The organism is Pseudonocardia sediminis (assembly GCF_004217185.1).
Classification (GTDB): domain Bacteria; phylum Actinomycetota; class Actinomycetes; order Mycobacteriales; family Pseudonocardiaceae; genus Pseudonocardia; species Pseudonocardia sediminis.
Map to the genome: position 1 here is coordinate 6,256,983 of NZ_SHKL01000001.1, position 16,534 is coordinate 6,273,516.

The 16,534-nt window shown below is 72.6% G+C and carries 15 protein-coding genes; 12 read left to right on the plus strand and 3 right to left on the minus strand.

Going from position 1 to position 16,534, the window contains the following annotated elements:
• Positions 1-55 precede the first annotated feature (55 nt).
• Positions 56-865, minus strand: coding sequence for a hypothetical protein (locus EV383_RS29320; RefSeq protein WP_130293215.1), 810 nt, complete (start codon positions 863-865; stop codon positions 56-58).
• Between the two features lie 142 nt (positions 866-1,007).
• The gene (locus EV383_RS29325; protein WP_130293217.1) at positions 1,008-1,973 is read right to left on the minus strand and encodes an aldo/keto reductase; all 966 of its coding nucleotides are present in this window, start codon (positions 1,971-1,973) and stop codon (positions 1,008-1,010) included.
• Positions 1,974-2,097: 124 nt separating this feature from the next.
• On the opposite strand from EV383_RS29325, the gene EV383_RS29330 reads away from it, so the two are divergent.
• From EV383_RS29330 to EV383_RS29365, 9 genes are all read left to right on the plus strand, one after another.
• On the plus strand, positions 2,098-2,688 hold the full coding sequence (locus tag EV383_RS29330; RefSeq protein ID WP_130293219.1) for a Chromate resistance protein ChrB: 591 nt from the start codon (positions 2,098-2,100) through the stop codon (positions 2,686-2,688).
• A gap of 40 nt (positions 2,689-2,728) precedes the next feature.
• Positions 2,729-5,371 carry a cation-translocating P-type ATPase gene (locus EV383_RS29335; RefSeq protein ID WP_130293221.1) on the plus strand — a complete coding sequence of 881 codons (2,643 nt, stop codon included), beginning with the start codon at positions 2,729-2,731 and terminating at the stop codon, positions 5,369-5,371.
• Positions 5,372-5,551: 180 nt separating this feature from the next.
• A complete protein-coding gene (gene rox, locus EV383_RS29340) occupies positions 5,552-6,982 on the plus strand; it encodes a rifampin monooxygenase (RefSeq protein WP_130293223.1) in 1,431 nt (476 codons plus the stop codon).
• 38 nt (positions 6,983-7,020) lie between these two features.
• Positions 7,021-9,243 carry an RNA polymerase recycling motor ATPase HelR gene (helR, locus tag EV383_RS29345; RefSeq protein ID WP_207223695.1) on the plus strand — a complete coding sequence of 741 codons (2,223 nt, stop codon included), beginning with the start codon at positions 7,021-7,023 and terminating at the stop codon, positions 9,241-9,243.
• Positions 9,244-9,286: 43 nt separating this feature from the next.
• Positions 9,287-9,604, plus strand: a complete 318-nt coding sequence (locus EV383_RS29350; RefSeq protein ID WP_130293225.1) for a hypothetical protein — start codon at positions 9,287-9,289, stop codon at positions 9,602-9,604.
• A 162-nt stretch (positions 9,605-9,766) separates the two neighbouring features.
• Positions 9,767-10,231 carry an SRPBCC family protein gene (locus tag EV383_RS29355; RefSeq protein ID WP_130293227.1) on the plus strand — a complete coding sequence of 155 codons (465 nt, stop codon included), beginning with the start codon at positions 9,767-9,769 and terminating at the stop codon, positions 10,229-10,231.
• Positions 10,232-10,257: 26 nt separating this feature from the next.
• A complete protein-coding gene (locus EV383_RS29360; protein ID WP_130293229.1) occupies positions 10,258-10,680 on the plus strand; it encodes an SRPBCC family protein in 423 nt (140 codons plus the stop codon).
• Between the two features lie 41 nt (positions 10,681-10,721).
• Positions 10,722-10,862, plus strand: coding sequence for a hypothetical protein (locus tag EV383_RS31505; RefSeq protein WP_165438545.1), 141 nt, complete (start codon positions 10,722-10,724; stop codon positions 10,860-10,862).
• Positions 10,863-11,091: 229 nt separating this feature from the next.
• Positions 11,092-12,423, plus strand: a complete 1,332-nt coding sequence (locus tag EV383_RS29365; protein ID WP_130293231.1) for an MFS transporter — start codon at positions 11,092-11,094, stop codon at positions 12,421-12,423.
• Between the two features lie 22 nt (positions 12,424-12,445).
• On the opposite strand, the gene EV383_RS29370 is transcribed toward EV383_RS29365, so the two are convergent.
• On the minus strand, positions 12,446-14,068 hold the full coding sequence (locus EV383_RS29370) for a flavin-containing monooxygenase (RefSeq protein WP_130293233.1): 1,623 nt from the start codon (positions 14,066-14,068) through the stop codon (positions 12,446-12,448).
• 213 nt (positions 14,069-14,281) lie between these two features.
• Between EV383_RS29370 and EV383_RS29375 the strand changes: the two genes are divergently transcribed.
• The 3 genes from EV383_RS29375 (at position 14,282) to EV383_RS29385 (ending at position 16,476) form a co-directional block, all read left to right on the plus strand.
• Positions 14,282-15,067 (plus strand): SGNH/GDSL hydrolase family protein, encoded by a 786-nt coding sequence (locus EV383_RS29375; RefSeq protein ID WP_130293235.1) that lies wholly within the window; start codon positions 14,282-14,284, stop codon positions 15,065-15,067.
• Positions 15,068-15,209: 142 nt separating this feature from the next.
• Positions 15,210-16,121 carry a CHASE3 domain-containing protein gene (locus EV383_RS29380; protein ID WP_130293237.1) on the plus strand — a complete coding sequence of 304 codons (912 nt, stop codon included), beginning with the start codon at positions 15,210-15,212 and terminating at the stop codon, positions 16,119-16,121.
• Positions 16,122-16,179: 58 nt separating this feature from the next.
• Entirely contained in the window at positions 16,180-16,476 is a 297-nt protein-coding gene (locus EV383_RS29385) for a carboxymuconolactone decarboxylase family protein (RefSeq protein WP_130293239.1), read from the plus strand.
• The last annotated feature ends 58 nt before the right edge of the window (positions 16,477-16,534 follow it).

Here is a 16,534-nt window from a genome sequence, read left to right on the forward strand (position 1 = left end):
AGGGGAACGGTGCCGGACGGGCACCGGCATGCCCATCCCAGAAAGTGGGGATCGGTCAGGAGTGGTCGGTGAACGTCCCGGCCAGGCGCAGTCCGCTGCCTCCGGCCATCCGGAGCAGACCGGCCGTGGCGATGATGATGCCGAGCATCTCCATCGCCTCCTCGAGCCCGCCGAGGACGAGGTAGACGAGGTCGTCGGTCTGCCCGGTGGCGTCGAACCACCAGCCCTCGACGGCCTCCATCCCGACCGCGCCGCCGACGAAGACCAGCGCGGCGAGTGCGATCAGGCGCCCGCCCGGGCGGCGCAGCACCATCGGTCCGCACCACAGTGCGACGGCCGCGACCAGCACCATCGCCGGGATGATCCAGGCGTAGGTGAGGAACCCGCTGGTCCCGAGCACGTTGTGCAGGATGTAGCCGACCTGCTCGTGGTTGGCCGACACCTCGTCCATCGACACGACGAGCACCGCCAGGGCCAGCACGGTCCAGCGCAGACGCTCCGTGCGCACCGAGTTCGCCGCGATCAGCGCGAGCAGGCCGGCGTTGACCAGGTGCAGCGCGGAGCTGAACCAGGTCGCGATGTTCAGCTCGCCGCCGAGCCGGATCGCCTGCGGGATCTCGAACCCGGGGGTGCCGTAGCCGATCGCCATGGCGGTGAAGTGGGCGATCACCAGGACGGCGGCGATCCCGAGCGCGACCCGCAGGATCGAGTTGCCGCGGACGAGCGACAGGTGCGGCGCGGCATCCGGGACGGCACCCGCCGGAACGGGGGCAGGAGCGTGGGCGGGAGCGGCCTCGACGCGGGCGATCTTCTGGGTCGCCGGGTCGTCGTCGGCCGTCCAGGCCGTGTGACGTCCAACGGTCATGTCCGGGCTCCTTCGCGCAAGTCCGGCCGTTCGACCTCCTCCGATGAACGTCAACGGGGATGGTGGGCGTCGGGCGACCGTCCGTGGGGTGACGTGAGGGTAAACGAGCTGCCCGGTAACCGGTCACGCCACACCGGACCGCTCACGACCAGGGACGTCCCGAACGGGTGGCCCAGTACTGCTGCGCGGGCTCGGCCAGAGCGTCCAGCTCGTCGTCGATCCCGTCCGGGAGCACGACGTCGACGGCGGCGACGTTGCTCGCCAGCTGGGCGGTCCCGACCGGCCCGAGCAGCACGTGCCCGGCCCACGGACGGGTCAGCACCGCGGCCACGGCGAGCCGGTCGAGCGGCACGTCCAGCCGGTCCGCGAGGTCGGCCGCCGCGCGTGCCGCCGCCGTGCCGTCGTCGCCGCCCGGGGCGAGCCGGCCGTTCGCGAACGCCTCCTTGACGATCACCCGCGCACCGGAGTCCGCAGCCTCGGCCAGAGCCGGACCGGCCGAGGGTTCGAGCGCGTTCCACGTCGACTGGAACGAGGTGAACAGCGGCTCCCCGTCCACCCGGACGTCGAGGGCCCGCCGGATCGCCTCGGGCTGGCGCGGGCCGGAGGTGGAGATCCCGAGCCGGATGCCGCGCTCGCGCAGCCCGGCCATCGCCCGGTGCACGCCGGTGTCGTCGAGCACGCCGGTCTCGAGCGTCGCCGAGTGCACGTGGTAGATCCCGAGCCGGTCCCCCAGCAGGTCCAGGCTCTGTGCGGACTGCTCGGTGAACGCCGGCAGCGAGTGGTCCTTGATCTCGTGGACGTCGGCGTCGACCCGCCAGTCGCCGACGTAGCGGTAGCCCCACTTCGAGCCGATCTCGACGTCGGAGACCTCGGGGTGGTCGGCCAGCCAGCCGGCCAGGAACTCCTCGGCCCGGCCGTAGGAGCGGGCGACGTCGAGGTAGCGGAGGCCGTGGGCGTACGCGGCGTCGAGGAGCTCGCGGGTCCGGTCGCGGAGCTGCTCGACCCCGCGGGCGTCGCCGAGGTCGGCGGCGCGGCCGGAGGTGATGTACGCGGGACGGGCCACCGCGGCCAGGCCGAGGCCGAGGCGGGAGAGGTCGGAACGGGCCATGCCCCCAGCGTGCCGTGCCGCAGCCGGGACACCGTCGACGGCCGGATTCTCTTGAGACACTTGCTTCATTCTCTTGAAACACTTGTTGCGTTCCGGCACCCCCACTGGCGTAACGTCAGTCCCCGTGTCCGATCACGGCGATGACGCCCCAGGCTGGGTCCTGCTCCTTGCCCAGCTCCCTGCTTCCCCCTCCAGCCCACGGGTCACGTTGTGGCGCCGCGCCAAGGCGGTGGGTGCGGTCGGTCTGCAGAACGGCGCCTGGGTGCTGCCCGGATCGGACGACAACGTCGAGTTCTTCCGCACCCTCGCGGCCTTCGTCCGCGACCACAACGGCGCCGCACACGCGCTGAGCGTCCGCACCGTCGAGGACACCGGCGACGACGAGATCGTCGCCCGGTTCCGGAGCGAGCGGTCCAAGGAGTTCGCGGAGCTGAACGAACGCGGCGTGGCGCTGCTCTCCGAGCTGGACCGGGAGGCGTCGAAGGGAAACTTCAGCTTCGCCGAGCTGGAGGAGAACGAGCAGGTCCTGGAGCGGCTCGCGGGCTGGCTCGACAAGATCGTCGCGCGCGACTTCTTCCCGGACGAGCGCACCAAGGACGCCGCCGAGCTGCTGGACCGCTGCCGTCGCGCGGTCGAGGGCTTCACCGCCTCGGTGTACCGCGCCGAGGGCGTCGCCCCCGAGCTCCCGCCCACCACCGAGACGGGCGAACGATGACCCCGGCCGCGAGCACCCCGCCCCGCAACGGGCGACGTCGGTGAGCGACGCCGAGCTGCTCGCCCACGACCCCGGCCTCGACCGGGCGCACGCCTCGACCGCCGACGCCGCCGTCTCCGCGCTGGGGACCGACTCCACCCGCGGCCTGACCGACGCCGACGCGGCGTCGAGGCTGACGGCCACGGGCGCGAACCGCTTCCGGACGCCGCGCCGCGTCACGTTCCGGCACGTCCTCGCCGACGAGATCACCGAGCCGATGATGCTGCTCCTGGTGGCCGTCGCCGTGCTCTACAGCGTGTGGGGACGGCTCGAGGACACGATCGCGATCGTCGTCATCATCTCGGCGGTCGTGCTGGTGGAGGTGTTCGCCGAGTACCGCGCGAAGACGGTGATCGCCGCCCTGGGGAAGCTGACCGCACCGACCGCACCGGTACTGCGCGACGGCCGCACCGAGCAGGTCCCGACCGAGGACCTGGTGCCCGGTGACGTGATCCCGCTCCGCGCCGGGGCGCGGGTGCCCGCCGACGTCCGGCTCGTCGGGACGTGGGGCCTGCGGGTCGACGAGTCCGCGCTGACCGGCGAGTCGGTGGCCGTCGGCAAGGACGCCGACGACGTGCTGCCCGACGACACGGCACTCGCCGAGCGGACGAACCTCGCCTTCGCCGGGACGACGGTCGCCGCCGGGCGCGCCCGCGGTGTCGTCGTGGCGACCGGCATGGCCACCGAGCTGGGCCGGATCACCGGTCTGGTGCTGGAGGCCAAGCCGCCGCGGACGGCGATGCAGCAGGCGATGCGCGACCTGTCGCGGGTGCTGGCGATGGTGGCGATCGGGTTCAGCGTGCTGGTGCCGCTGATCGGGATCATCGGCGGGCAGCCGTGGCGCGAGATGGTCCTGACCGGGCTGACCATGGCGTTCGCGACCGTCCCGGAGGAGCTGCCGATCATCATCAGCCTCGTCCTCGGACTGGGCGCCTACCGGCTCTCCCGCCGCAACGGCCTGGTGCGGCGCCTGCGCGCGGCCGAAGCCCTCGGCACCGTCACCACGATCGCGACCGACAAGACCGGCACGCTGACCGAGAACCGCATGGCGGTGACCTCGCTCGCCGCCGACGCGATCCCCGACGACCACCTGCTCGCGCTCGGCGCGGCCTGCCACGACGCGACGACCGAAGGCACGGAGTTCGCCGGTGACCCGACCGACGTCGCCTTCCTCGAGGCCGCCCGCGACCGCGACCTGCTCCCGGGCAGCCCCGGCGGCGTGTTCGGTGACGTCGTGGCGCGCTTCGCGTTCGACGCGCACCGGGAGTCCATGACGGTCGTCCACACCCGTGACGACGGCCGGTTCCTACTGATCACCAAGGGTGCGCCGGAGGCGCTGCTGGAGCGGTGCACCGCCCGCGGCGGCCACCGGGCACTGGGCGCGGACGACCGGGCCGAGCTCGCCGCGCGGGCCGAACGGATGGCCGCCGACGGACTGCGGGTCATCGCCGTCGCCACCCGGGTCCTGGCCGTCGTCCCCGCGTCCGTGCAGGACGCCGAGGAGCACCTGACGTTCGCCGGGCTGGTCGGGCTCGAGGACCCGCCCCGCGCCGAGGTTCCCGAGGCGATGGCGGCGGCGCGCCGGGCCGGGATCCGCGTCCTGATGGTCACCGGCGACCACCCCGCCTGCGCGCGTGCCATCGCCGCGCAGATCGGCCTCGACGGCGCCGGTCCGCTGCTCACCGGTCACGAGCTCGACCGCCTGGACGACGCCGCGCTGACCGAGGCCGTGTCCCGCACGTCCCTGTTCGCGCGCGTGACGCCGGAGCACAAGATCCGCCTGGTCGAGGCCCTGCAGGGACGCGGCGAGATCGTCGCGGTGACCGGCGACGGGATCAACGACGCCCCCGCCCTGGCCCGCGCCGACGTCGGCATCGCGATGGGCGCGTCCGGCACCGACGTCGCCCGCGACTCCGCCGACCTGGTCCTCGCCGACGACAACTTCGCCACCATCACGCGTGCCCTGCGCGAGGGCCGCACGCTCTACGACAACCTGCGCAAGGGCGTGAAGTACTACCTGGCCTGCAAGGCCGGCCTCGTCGTGACGACGGCCGTCGGCGTCCTGGTCGGGCTGCCCATCCCGTTCGCCCCGATTCAGATCGTGGTGATGGAGATGTTCATGGACATCGCCGGCAGCGCCACGTTCGCCGCCGAACCGGCCGAGCGCGACGCCATGAACCGGCCGCCCCGCGACCCGCGGGACCGCTTCCTGGACCGGGCGCTGGTGCGGGGGCTGATCGCGGGCGGGGTGTCGCTGTTCGCCGCCGTCGGCGGGATCTACCTGGTGGCGTCCTGGTCGGGGGAGTCGACGGAGACGGCGCAGACGCTGGCGTTCCTGGCCTGGATGGTCGGCTACCTGGCTCTGGCGTGGGTGATGCGGTCCGAGCGCACCCCGTTGGCCGGGATCGGGCTGCTCTCCAACCGCTTCCTGCCGGCGTGGACGGTGGTGACGGCGGTGTCCATCGCCCTGATCATGTTCGTGCCGTTCCTGCGCGAGGTCCTACGGCTCGTGCCGCTGAGCGGGACGCAGTGGGCCGTGGTGGTCCTGCTGCCGATCGTCGCGGTCAGCTGGATCGAGATCGCCAAGTGGGTGCGCCCGCGGGATTCCGCGACGGCGGGGACCGTGCAGTACTCGGGGGTCTGATCACCCGGTTCCGCGGCCCCGCATGAGAAAGGGGAGGGCGCGAACGCCTTTCCCCACTCTCAACGTATAGCGCACCGGGGGGCTTGCCACAAGACCCGGGTCGTGCCGCAGAATTCGCCGGCCGACGCCGTGACCAGCGGAAACCACTTCCGCCGGGACCGGCTCGTCCAAGGGGGATTCATGATCGACGTCATCGTCGCCGGCGGCGGACCGACCGGGTTGATGCTCGCCGCCGAACTGCGGCTGCACGACGTGCGGGTGCTCGTGCTGGAGAGGGATGCGGAGCCGACGACGGTCGTCCGGTCGCTCGGCCTGCACGCGCGCAGCATCGAGGTGATGGACCAGCGCGATCTGCTGGAGCGCTTCCTGGAGCACGGCACGCGGTATCCGGTCGGCGGCTTCTTCGCCGGCATCACCACGCCGGCGCCGGAGCGGTTGGACACCGCACACGGCTACGTCCTGGGCATCCCGCAGACGACCACCGACCGGCTCCTCGCCGAGCACGCCGTCGAGGCCGGGGTCGGGATCCGGCGCGGGTGCGAGCTGATCGGGCTGAGCCAGGACGAGGACGGCGTGACCGTCGACCTGGCCGGCGGCACCCGGGTGACCGCGCAGTACCTCGTCGGCTGCGACGGCGGCCGCAGCACGGTGCGCAAGCTCCTCGGCATCGGGTTCCCGGGTGAACCCACTCGGGTCGAGACGCTGCTGGGCGAGATGGAGGTGGGCGTCCCGGCCGACGAGGTGGCCGCCGTCGTGGCCGAGGTGCGCAGGACCCGGCGGTGGTTCGGCGTCGGGCCTCTGGGGGACGAGGGCGTGTTCCGCGTCGTCGTGCCCGCGGAGAGGCCGGCCCCCGACCGCACCGTCGCGCCCACCCTGGACCAGGTGCGGGAGCGGCTGCGTGCGGTCGCCGGCACCGACTTCGGCGTGCACTCACCGCGGTGGCTGTCCCGCTTCGGCGACGCCACCCGGCAGGCCGAGCGCTACCGGTCCGGCCGTGTGCTGCTGGCCGGGGACGCCGCGCACATCCACCCGCCGGTCGGCGGGCAGGGGCTCAACCTCGGTCTGCAGGACGCGTTCAACCTGGGCTGGAAGCTCGCCGCGCAGGTGAACGGCTGGGCACCCGACGGGCTGCTGGACAGCTACGAGGCCGAGCGGCACCCGGTGGCCGCCGCCGTGCTGGACGACACCCGCGCGCAGGCGCACCTGATGTCGCCCGAGCCGGGTCCGCAGGCGGTCCGCCGTCTGCTGACCGAGCTGATGGACTTCGACGAGGTGAACCGGTACCTGACGGAGAAGATCACGGCGATCGGGGTGCACTACGACCTCGGCGAGGGCCACGAGCTGCTCGGACGCCGTCTGCGGGACGTGCCGCTGAAGAACGGTCGCCTCTACGAGCTGCTGCACCGCGGCCGCGGGCTGCTGCTCGACCGGACCGGCGAGCTGACGGTGCCGGGCTGGGAGGACCGGGTCGACCACGTCGTCGACACGAGCGAGGAGCTCGACGTACCCGCCGTGCTGGTGCGCCCGGACGGGCACGTCGCGTGGGCCGGGGACGACCGGTCGGACCTCCTCGCCCACCTGCCGCGGTGGTTCGGCACCGCCCGGCACTGACCACGACGGAATCTCGGGCTCGACCGAAGAGGGGGAACGTGTCAGCTCAGGGACACGATGAGGAACTGCGCTCCGAGCGCGATCGTCTGGCCGATCTCTACACCCGTCTCGACGCCGAACGCGCACGCGCGCAGCGCGAGTACGAGTCCGCGCTGGGCGGGACCGGCGGGACACCGATGGAACGTGACGTCCGGGTGCGGGCGTCGGCGACGGCGATGAAGCGGCTCAAGGTCGCCGACGACGGTCTGTGCTTCGGCCGGATGGACGCGCTGTCCGGCGAGCACTCCTACATCGGCCGGATCGGGATCTTCGACACCGAGGACGACTACACGCCGTTGCTGCTGGACTGGCGGGCGCCGGCGTCGCGGCCGTTCTACGTGGCGACCGGCGCGAACCCGGAGGGCATGCGCCGGCGGCGCCAGTTCCACACGCGTGGGCGGCGGCTGACCGACTTCACCGACGAGGTCCTCGGTCGGGTGGGAGGGGACGACGGGGCCGCCGCGGGTGGCGACGCGGCGTTGCTCTCGGCCGTGAACGCGCCGCGCGGCGAGGGGATGCGCGACATCGTCGCGACGATCCAGGCCGAGCAGGACGAGATCATCCGCCTGGACCACCCGGGCGTGCTGGTGATCGAGGGCGGCCCGGGCACCGGGAAGACGGTGGTGGCGCTGCACCGCGTCGCCTACCTGCTCTACACCCAGCGCGAACGGATGGAACGTCACGGCGTGCTCGTGGTCGGGCCCAACCCGGCGTTCCTGGACCACATCGGACAGGTCCTGCCGTCGCTGGGCGAGTCCGACGTCGTGTTCATGACCCCGGGTGACCTGGTGCCCGGCCTGCACGTCACCGCCGAGGACGCCCCCGACGCCGCGCGGGCGAAGGGCTCCCCGGCGATCCTCGACGTGCTCGCGGCCGCGGTCGCGGACCGGCAGCGGCTGCCGGAGGAGCCGATACCGATCGAGCTGGCCGATACGACGGTGCGCATCGACGCCGCGACCGCGGAGTGGGCCCGGGACGAGGCGCGGGCGAGCGGGCTGCCGCACAACGAGGCCCGGCCGGTGTTCACCGAGATCGTCACCTACGTGCTGACCGAGCGGGCGACGGCCCGGATCGGCCGGGGCTGGCTGACGCGGTCGGACCGCGACGCGTGGGCCGACCTGCGTGCGGACCTGACCAAGGAGCTCGCACAGCACGAGGCGTTCACCGCCGCCCTCGACGAGCTCTGGCCGGTCCTGACGCCGGAGTCCCTGCTCGGGTCGCTGTACTCCTCGCCCGAGCGGCTGCGGGCCGCCGGGGCGGACCCGTCGCTGGCACGGACCGACGGCGAGGCCTGGACCGTGTCGGACGTGCCGTTGCTCGACGAGCTCGTCGACCTGCTGGGCCACGACCCGGCGGCCGAGGAGGCGGCGCGACGGGCCGTCGAGCGGGAGGTGCGGGCCGAGACCGAGTACGCCGCCGGCGTCATGGAGATCCTGACGATGGACCGCGAGGAGCTCGACGAGGACCTCGGGGTGGCCGTCGGGGACCTGACCCACGGCGACGACCTGGCCGACCGCTTCGTCGTCCGCGACAACCGTGAGCTGGTCGAACGCGCCGCCGCGGACCGGGACTGGACCTACCGGCACGTCGTCGTCGACGAGGTCCAGGAGCTGTCCGAGATGGACTGGCGGGTTCTGATGCGGCGCTGTCCCGGGCGGTCGTTCACCGTCGTCGGCGACCTCGCCCAGCGCCGGTCGGCGGCGGGGGCGACGTCGTGGGCCACGATGCTGGAGACCTACGTGCCCGGCCGCTGGGAGTACCGGTCGCTGACGGTCAACTACCGCACCCCGGCCGAGATCATGGCCGTCGCGGCGGCGCTGCTCGCCGAGTTCGCGCCGGACGTCGCACCGCCGGAGTCGGTCCGGGCGTGCGGGGTGGAGCCGTGGTCGCGGCACGTCACCGGCGAGGAGCTGCCCGGCGCCGTCGAGGCGTTCGTGCGCGACGAGGCCGGGCGCGAGGGCACCAGCGTCGTGATCGGGCCGCCGGGGACGCCGGGCGCGGTGCCGCCGTCGGAGACGAAGGGCCTGGAGTTCGACGCCGTGCTGGTCGTGGAGCCGGAGCGCACGCTCGCCGACGGCCCGCGAGGTGCGGCCGACCTCTACGTCGCGCTCACCCGCGCCACCCAGCGTCTCGGTGTCCTGCACCGGGGACCGCTGCCGGCGGCGCTGGCCGGTCTCGGCCCGGAAGGACGGTCCGGGAGGTCTCCCGAGCATCCGGCCTAGCGTCCCGCGGCGTACGCACGAACACGCCGAGGTCCCGACGAGCGTGACCGGGACCGGGCCGATCCGGAAGGACCACCACATGATGTTCCGCAGGCTCTCGATCGGCGCCGTCGCCGCCGTCGCCACCGCCTTCGTCGTCGCACCGGCCGCCGTCGCCGCGCCCGCCCCCGTGTTCAACAACTACGGGGACTGCCAGCAGGCCGGCATCAACGAGGTCACCAAGGCCGGCGGTCCGGCCAGCGGGGTCAGCTTCTACTGCGAGAAGACCTACACCGTGCCCGGCGGCGTCGCCGGCTGCCCCGCGACGTCGGCCGACGGCTGCCTCGGCGAGTACTACGTCCTGCACACCCGCAACGTCTGACCCGGGGACCGGCCGGCGGTGCGCCGCCGGCCGTCCCGGGCATGTGGGCCGGGCCCGTCGGGTATCCGGCCCCGGCCCCGGCGCGGCTGCCGCGGGCCAGAAGTTGACCTTGACCGGGCGCGCTCCTAGCTTCGTGAGCCACACCCCGAACCCGGAGGCCCGATGACGACCCCGACCGCCAGCGCGAGCACCACCGTCGCCGCCGGCGCCGACGCCGTGTACGAGCTGGTCAGCGACCTGCCCCGGATGGGCGAGTGGAGCCCGGAGAACACCGGCGGACGCTGGGTCGGCAAGCTGCGCGGGCCGGCCGTCGGTGCGAAGTTCCTCGGCACCAACAAGGGGAGGGCCCGCCGGTGGGCCACGACGACGGTCGTCACCGACGCGACCCGCGGACGCCGGTTCGCCTTCGAGACCCGGCTGGGCCCGATCACGGCCGCCGAGTGGGTCTACGACATCACCCCGACCGCTGACGGCTGCGAGGTCACCGAGAGCTGGACCGACATGCGCACCCGTCCGATCGTCGTCGTCGGCCGCTACCTCACCGGCGTCTCCGACCGGGTGGCGTTCACCCGCGAGATGCTGGTGACCACACTGGAACGCCTCAAGGCCGCCGCCGAACGCCGGTGACCGACCCCTCCCTCCGAAAGGCCCCGATGCGCGCCACCTCCGTCCGTACCGTCGACGCCCCGATCGACCGCGTCTGGGCGGTGCTCGCCGACCACGAGGGCATGTCGTCCTGGGCGCCCGGGCTCAAGGTCGAGCTCACCCGCCCCGGCACCACCGAGCCCAACGGAGTCGGCGCCGTCCGGAGGGTCGGGATCGGCTCCCCCGGGCCCATCGTCGAGGAGATCGTCACGTTCGAGCCGGGGCAGCGGCTGGGCTACCGGGCGCTCGCCGGCGTGCCGCTGCGGAACTACCGGGGCGAGGTCACGCTGCGCCCCAGCGGGTCCGGCACCGAGATCACCTACACCGTCGACGCCGACAAGCGGCTCCCGTTCGGCGAGTCGCTCGCGGTGAAGGGACTCGCCACGGTGCTGGTCTCCGGCCTGGTGCGCGGGGTCGGCGCGGCGCGCTGACCCACCCGCCGGGAGAGGGCGACGGCGCGGTCGGAACGACCATGACCGACTCACTCGCCGTCCCCGGCGCCGTCCTCTCCCACGACGTGACGGGCACCGGCCCGCTGCTCCTGCTGATCCCGGGCGGGGCGATGGACTCCGCGCCCTTCACCGGCCTGGCGTCGGCGCTGTCCGGCCGGTGACCTTCGTCGGCGACCACGTCGGCTTCGGCGAGGACCCGGAGCGGTTCACGGAGGAGATGGAGCCGTTGCTGGTGTGACGCCGTCCCGGCGGTCCGGGAACACGGACATTCTTGACACCGGGGCCCGGAGCGCCGCAGATTCGGCTGGTCAGGGTGTCGGCCGGGCCCACGACGACGGTCGGCCGCGTGGCCGTGCCCGCAACGTCGCGGGCCGAGTGGGGGGACCTGTGATGGGCGACCAGCCGACCTCGCGCGACCGGACGACCCCACGGGCGGTGGCCCCGGGCGTCGTCATCGGGTCCGCGCTCGAGTGGTTCGACTTCTACCTCTATGCATCGATGGCGGCGCTGGTGTTCGGACGGGTCTTCTTCCCCTCCGTCGACGGCGCAGCCGGCACCCTCGCCTCCTTCGCCACGTTCGCCGTCGGCTTCCTGGCCCGCCCGATCGGCGGTGTGGTCTTCGGGCACCTGGGCGACCGGATCGGCCGGAAGGCGACGATGTCGCTGACCTTCTCGGTCATGGGCGTCTCCACCGGCCTGATCGGGCTGCTGCCCTCCTACGACGCGATCGGCATCGCCGCGCCGATCCTGCTCGTCGTGTTCCGGATCCTGCAGGGCGCCGGAGCGGGCGCGGAGTGGACGACGGCGACGGTGCTGGCCTACGAGCACGCGAAGGCGGGCCGGAAGGGCCGCGCCGGGAGCCTGTCCGCGCTCGGTGTGAACATCGGGCTGCTCGCGTCGTCGCTGTGCGTCGCGGCGCTGACCAGCATGGACCAGGCGGCACTGGACAGCTGGGGATGGCGCATCCCGTTCCTGGCGAGCTTCGTCCTGCTCGGTCTCGGCATCTACGTGCGCAGCCGCGTCCCGGAGACCCCGGAGTTCGAGAAGGTCGAGCACGTCACGCAGCGTCGTAGCACCGTCGAGGCGCTGCGGGCCATGCTGCGCAGCGACTGGCGCGGCGTCGCCGTGGTGCTGGTCGTCACCCTGGGCTACAACGGCGCGACCTACACCTACAAGACGTTCTCCCTGACCTACCTGCAGGAGTTCCGCGACGTCCCGGCCAGCATCGGCGCGTTCGGGGTGACCCTCGCCAGCGCCGCGGCGATCGTCGCGGTCCCGATCGCCGGTCGGCTCTGCGACCTCGTCGACGCCAAGTGGATCATCCTGGGCGGCGGCGCCGGCATGGTCGCGATGGCGTTCCCGTTCTTCACGCTGCTCGACACCGGGGCCAACGGCTACATCTGGCTGGCGCTGATCCTGACGACCGGCCTGATCATGCCGTTCACGCTCGCCGCGTGCGGGTCGTTCTGGAGCCGCCAGATCGCCCCCGACGTCCGGTCGCTGGGCTTCGCCGTGGGCCGCGAGTTCGGCGGTGCGTTCGCCGGCGGGCTGGTGCCGTTGCTCGCGCTGACGCTGGTCACGGTCTCGGACACGAGCTCCACCTGGGGCGTGTCGCTGTTGTTCGTCCTGTGCGGGGTGTTCGTCGTGGGCGGGGTCGCGATGGACCAGACGAGGCAGGTCCGGGAACGGGCGGTGGCCGAGCCGGTGGCCGGCCGGACCTGACGCCCGGCCCGGCCTGGTGTGGTCAGGCCTGCGCCGAGGCCGGGGCACCCTCCAGGTCGAACCCCTCGTAGCCGGCGTCGGCCACGTCGACGAGCTTCTGCCGGTAGTTCCCCAGCCCGGCCATGTAGAACATGACCGCGTTCTTCTTGCCCGGGATGTTGGCGCCGAAGATCCACGAGTCGGCCTTGGGGAACAACGTCATGTCCGCGATCTCCCGGCACGTCTCCGTCCAGGCGTCCTCCGCCGCGCCGGTGGCCTCGACGACGCCGGAGCGGCCCTCCGCCGCCCGGATCAGGTCGAAGACCATCTCGACCTGGATCTCGATGGCCGGCGGGATGTTGGAGAACGGGCCGTTCGGACCGAGGATCATGAACATGTTCGGGAAGCCGGCCGTCGCCACACCGAGGTAGCTGGTCGGCCCGTCCTTCCAGTGCTGCTGGATCGTCGTCCCGCCGCGCCCGCGCAGGTCCATCCGCGTGTACTGGCCGTCGACGGCGTCGAAGCCGGTGGCGAAGACGAGGACGTCGAGCTCGTGGGTGACACCGTCGGCGGTGCGCACGCCGTTCGGCGTGATCTCCGCGATCGGGTTCTCCTTGATGCTGACCAGCGTGACGTTGTCGCGGTTGTAGGTCTCGTAGTAGTCCTTGTTGCACAGCGGACGCTTGGCGTAGAGATCGGTCGGCTTGAGCTTGCGGGCGGTCTCCGGGTCGTCGACGATCTCGTCGATCTTCGAACGGATGAAGTCGGCCGCGGCGGCGTTCGCGTCCTCGTCGACGGCGATGTCGGAGAACGTGCCGAACATGAACCGGAAGCCGTTGCCGATCTCCCAGTTCTCCTGGAAGACCCGTCGCCGCTCCTCGGGGGACACGCTCATCGCCGGGACGTCGCTCTCGGTGAAGCCGAACCCGACGGCCGAGTCCTTCACCTGACCCCAGATCCGGTCGTACTCCGACCGACAGCCGTCGACGTACTCCCGGCTCACCGGCCCGTTGCCGGACGGGACGCTGTACTGCGCCGAGCGCTGGAACACCGTCAGGTGCTCGGCCGTCTTCGCGACGGCACAGATGACCTGGCAGCCGGTCGACCCGGTGCCGATGACGCCGACCCGCTTGCCGTCGGTGGTGAGGTCCGCGGGCCAGGCCCCGGTGTGGACCAGCGTCCCCTCGAAGCTGTCGCGGCCGGTGATGTCGGGGAAGTTCGTCCGCGACAGCAGCCCGAGCGCGGTGACGACGTAGCGCGCGGTGACCGTCGCGCCGTCGTCGGTGGTGACGGTCCAGACGCCGTTCGCCTCGTCGTAGACCGCGGAGTCGATCCCGGTGTCGAGCTGGATGTCCCGGCCGAGGTCGTGCCGGTCGACGACGGCCTGCAGGTAGGCCAGGATGTCGGGCTGGTTCAGGTAGCGGGTGTCCCAGTCCCACTCCTGCAGCATCTGCTCGTCGAAGGAGTACCGGTAGACGAAGCTCTCGGTGTCCGACATCGCGCCGGGGTACCGGTTCCAGTACCAGGTGCCGCCGATCCCCCCGGCCTTGTCGAAGGCGCGCACGGTGAGCCCCAGCTCGTCGCGGAGCTTGTGCAGCATGTAGATCCCGGCGAAACCGGCGCCGATGACGACGGCGTCCAGGTCGGCCTTCTGCGGGTCGGTCATGGTGAACTCCCTTGTTCCCAGGTCGACCGGAACGTGCGGGCCGGGCCGTCCCACGCGGCGAGACCCGGGTCACAGTGTCACCCGCGGTCCCGACCCGGGAAAGGGCCGATGCGGTGCTCCGGTGACGCCCGCCCCGGGGTGAGGTGTGGTTGACACCCCATCTCCGCTCCGCTGGGATGATCCACGTCACGGTCGACGACGAGGGGTTCACACGTGCGCAGACTTCCGGTTGTCCTCGTCATCGCCGTCCTCGGCGTGCTGCTCCTCGCGACGATCGCGACGGCGGTGCTGACCGGGACGTCGTCGTCCTCCTCCTCCGCGGACGCCGCGACCGCACCCGCGCAGCCGGCGGCTCCGGCCGCACCCGCGCAGCCCGCCGCGCCGGCGGCAGGGGCCCCGGCGTCCGGTGCACCGGCGGCACCGGCCCAGCAGGCCGGTCCGCTGTCCGTGGCCTTCCTCGGTGACGGCTACACCTCCGGTTCGCCCGCGGGCGGGCAGGGCCCGGCGAACTACACGGCGCTGCTGGGGAAGCAGGACGGCTGGCGGGTGACGAACGAGTCCGTCTACGGCTCCGGTTACGTCGCGGGCCAGGCGTTGCAGACGCGGCTGCAGAAGATCGTCGCCGCCGGCCCGCAGGTCGTCGTGGTCACCGCGGGCCGCGCCGACGACGTCAGCGACCCGGCTGCGGTCGGCGCCGCCGCGACGAAGCTCTACCAGGATCTGAGGACCCGGCTCCCGCAGGCGAAGATCGTCGTGATCGGCCCGATGTGGCTCGGCGGCGACGCACCGGCGCGGATGCTGCCCGTCCGCGACGCCATCCAGGCCGCGGCCACGAAGGCGCAGCTGCCGGTCGTCGACCCGCTCGTCAACCGGTGGTTCAACGGCAGCGACCAGGACGGCATCGCACCGGACGGGGAGATCCTCAACGACAAGGGCCACCAGCGTCTGGCCCAGCTCGTCGACTCCGCCGTGACCGGCACCGGGGTCCTGCCGAAGTAGCCGGCGGCCGGGTGATCCTCCGGTGCCCCCATGTCCGTCCTGCCCGATACCGACAGCTGGCGGTCGATCGTGCCGGCTGCAGCCCGGACGGGGACGGGGACGGAACAGCGCAGGATCCAGCCTCCGTCCGTAGGATCCCGACGTGGCCAGGAGCCTTCGCGACACGTTGAGCGCCTCGGCGCAGCCGGCCATGCGGCTCTGGCACCGGGTACCGATGCGGGTGCAGGGCCGGATCACCGTCGGCCTCCCGCTCGTCGCCGTCGTCATCTCGGCGTGCCTGGCGCTCTCGGGCAACCTGCAGCGCGTCGACATCGAGACCGACATCCAGCGCAAGTTCGAGACGAGCGTCGCCCTCGGCGAGCTGACGACGCTGATGGTCAACGCCGAGACGGGGGTGCGCGGCTACCAGCTGACGGGCCAGACCGCCTTCCTGGAGCCGTTCACGCAGGCCTCCGCCGAGCTGCCCACCGTCATGACCCAGCTCACCGAGCTCGCCTCGGCTGAGCCCGGGGAGGCGCCGCGGGAGACCAAGCTGGGGCGCATCCAGGAGCTGCGCGACCTGACCGGCCGACAGCTGGCCGATCTCGAACGTCAGCGGACGGTCGCCGCGACCGGGGGCGGCGCCGCCACGAACGCCGAGATCCGTCAGGACCTGGTGTTCGGCAAGGACCTCATGGACCGGATCCGGGCCGAGGTGGACGAGATGCGGACCGAGGAGCAGGCGCTGCTCGACGACCGGATCGCCGAGATCAACGACATCCGTACCCGTGACTACGTCTCGGTCGCGATCGCCCTGGTCGCCGCCGTGGTGATGCGCTTCCTGGCCTGGTACCTCTTCCGGAACGGCATCGTGCGCCGGGTGGACCGGCTGGCCGACACCGTCCGCATCATCCGCAACGGCGGACCCGTGCCGTCCCCGCCGCCGGTGAAGCGGGACAGGATGGGCGAGCTCGAACGGGAGGTCCACCTCCTCGACTCCAGCACCTCCGCCCGTGACGACGACCGGGTGTCCGCCGGCGAGGCGAGCCGGGAACGCCCGGCCCAGACCGGTTGATCACCCGGCCGACCGGCTACTCCCTCCTCGAACCCGCATCCGGACCGAGGAGACCACCATGAAGACCCCCGTCGACGACATCGCCCCGAAGCTCGCCGAGCTCACCTCCGACGTGCTGTTCGGCGACGTCTGGGAGCGCCCCGGTCTGTCCAAGCGGGACCGCAGCCTGATCACCGTGGCCTCGCTGGTCTCGCTCTACCGCACCGACCAGCTCCCCGGGCACCTGCAGCGCGCGCTGGACAACGGCCTGACCCGCGACGAGCTCGTCGAGGCGATCACCCACCTCGCGTTCTACGCCGGCTGGCCCACCGCCATGACCGCCGCGACCCTGCTCGAGGGCATCGACGGCGAGTAGCCGCCGGGGCACCGCGCATGCGATGGGGACACGCGGCCGTCCGGCACGACCGTCGGCC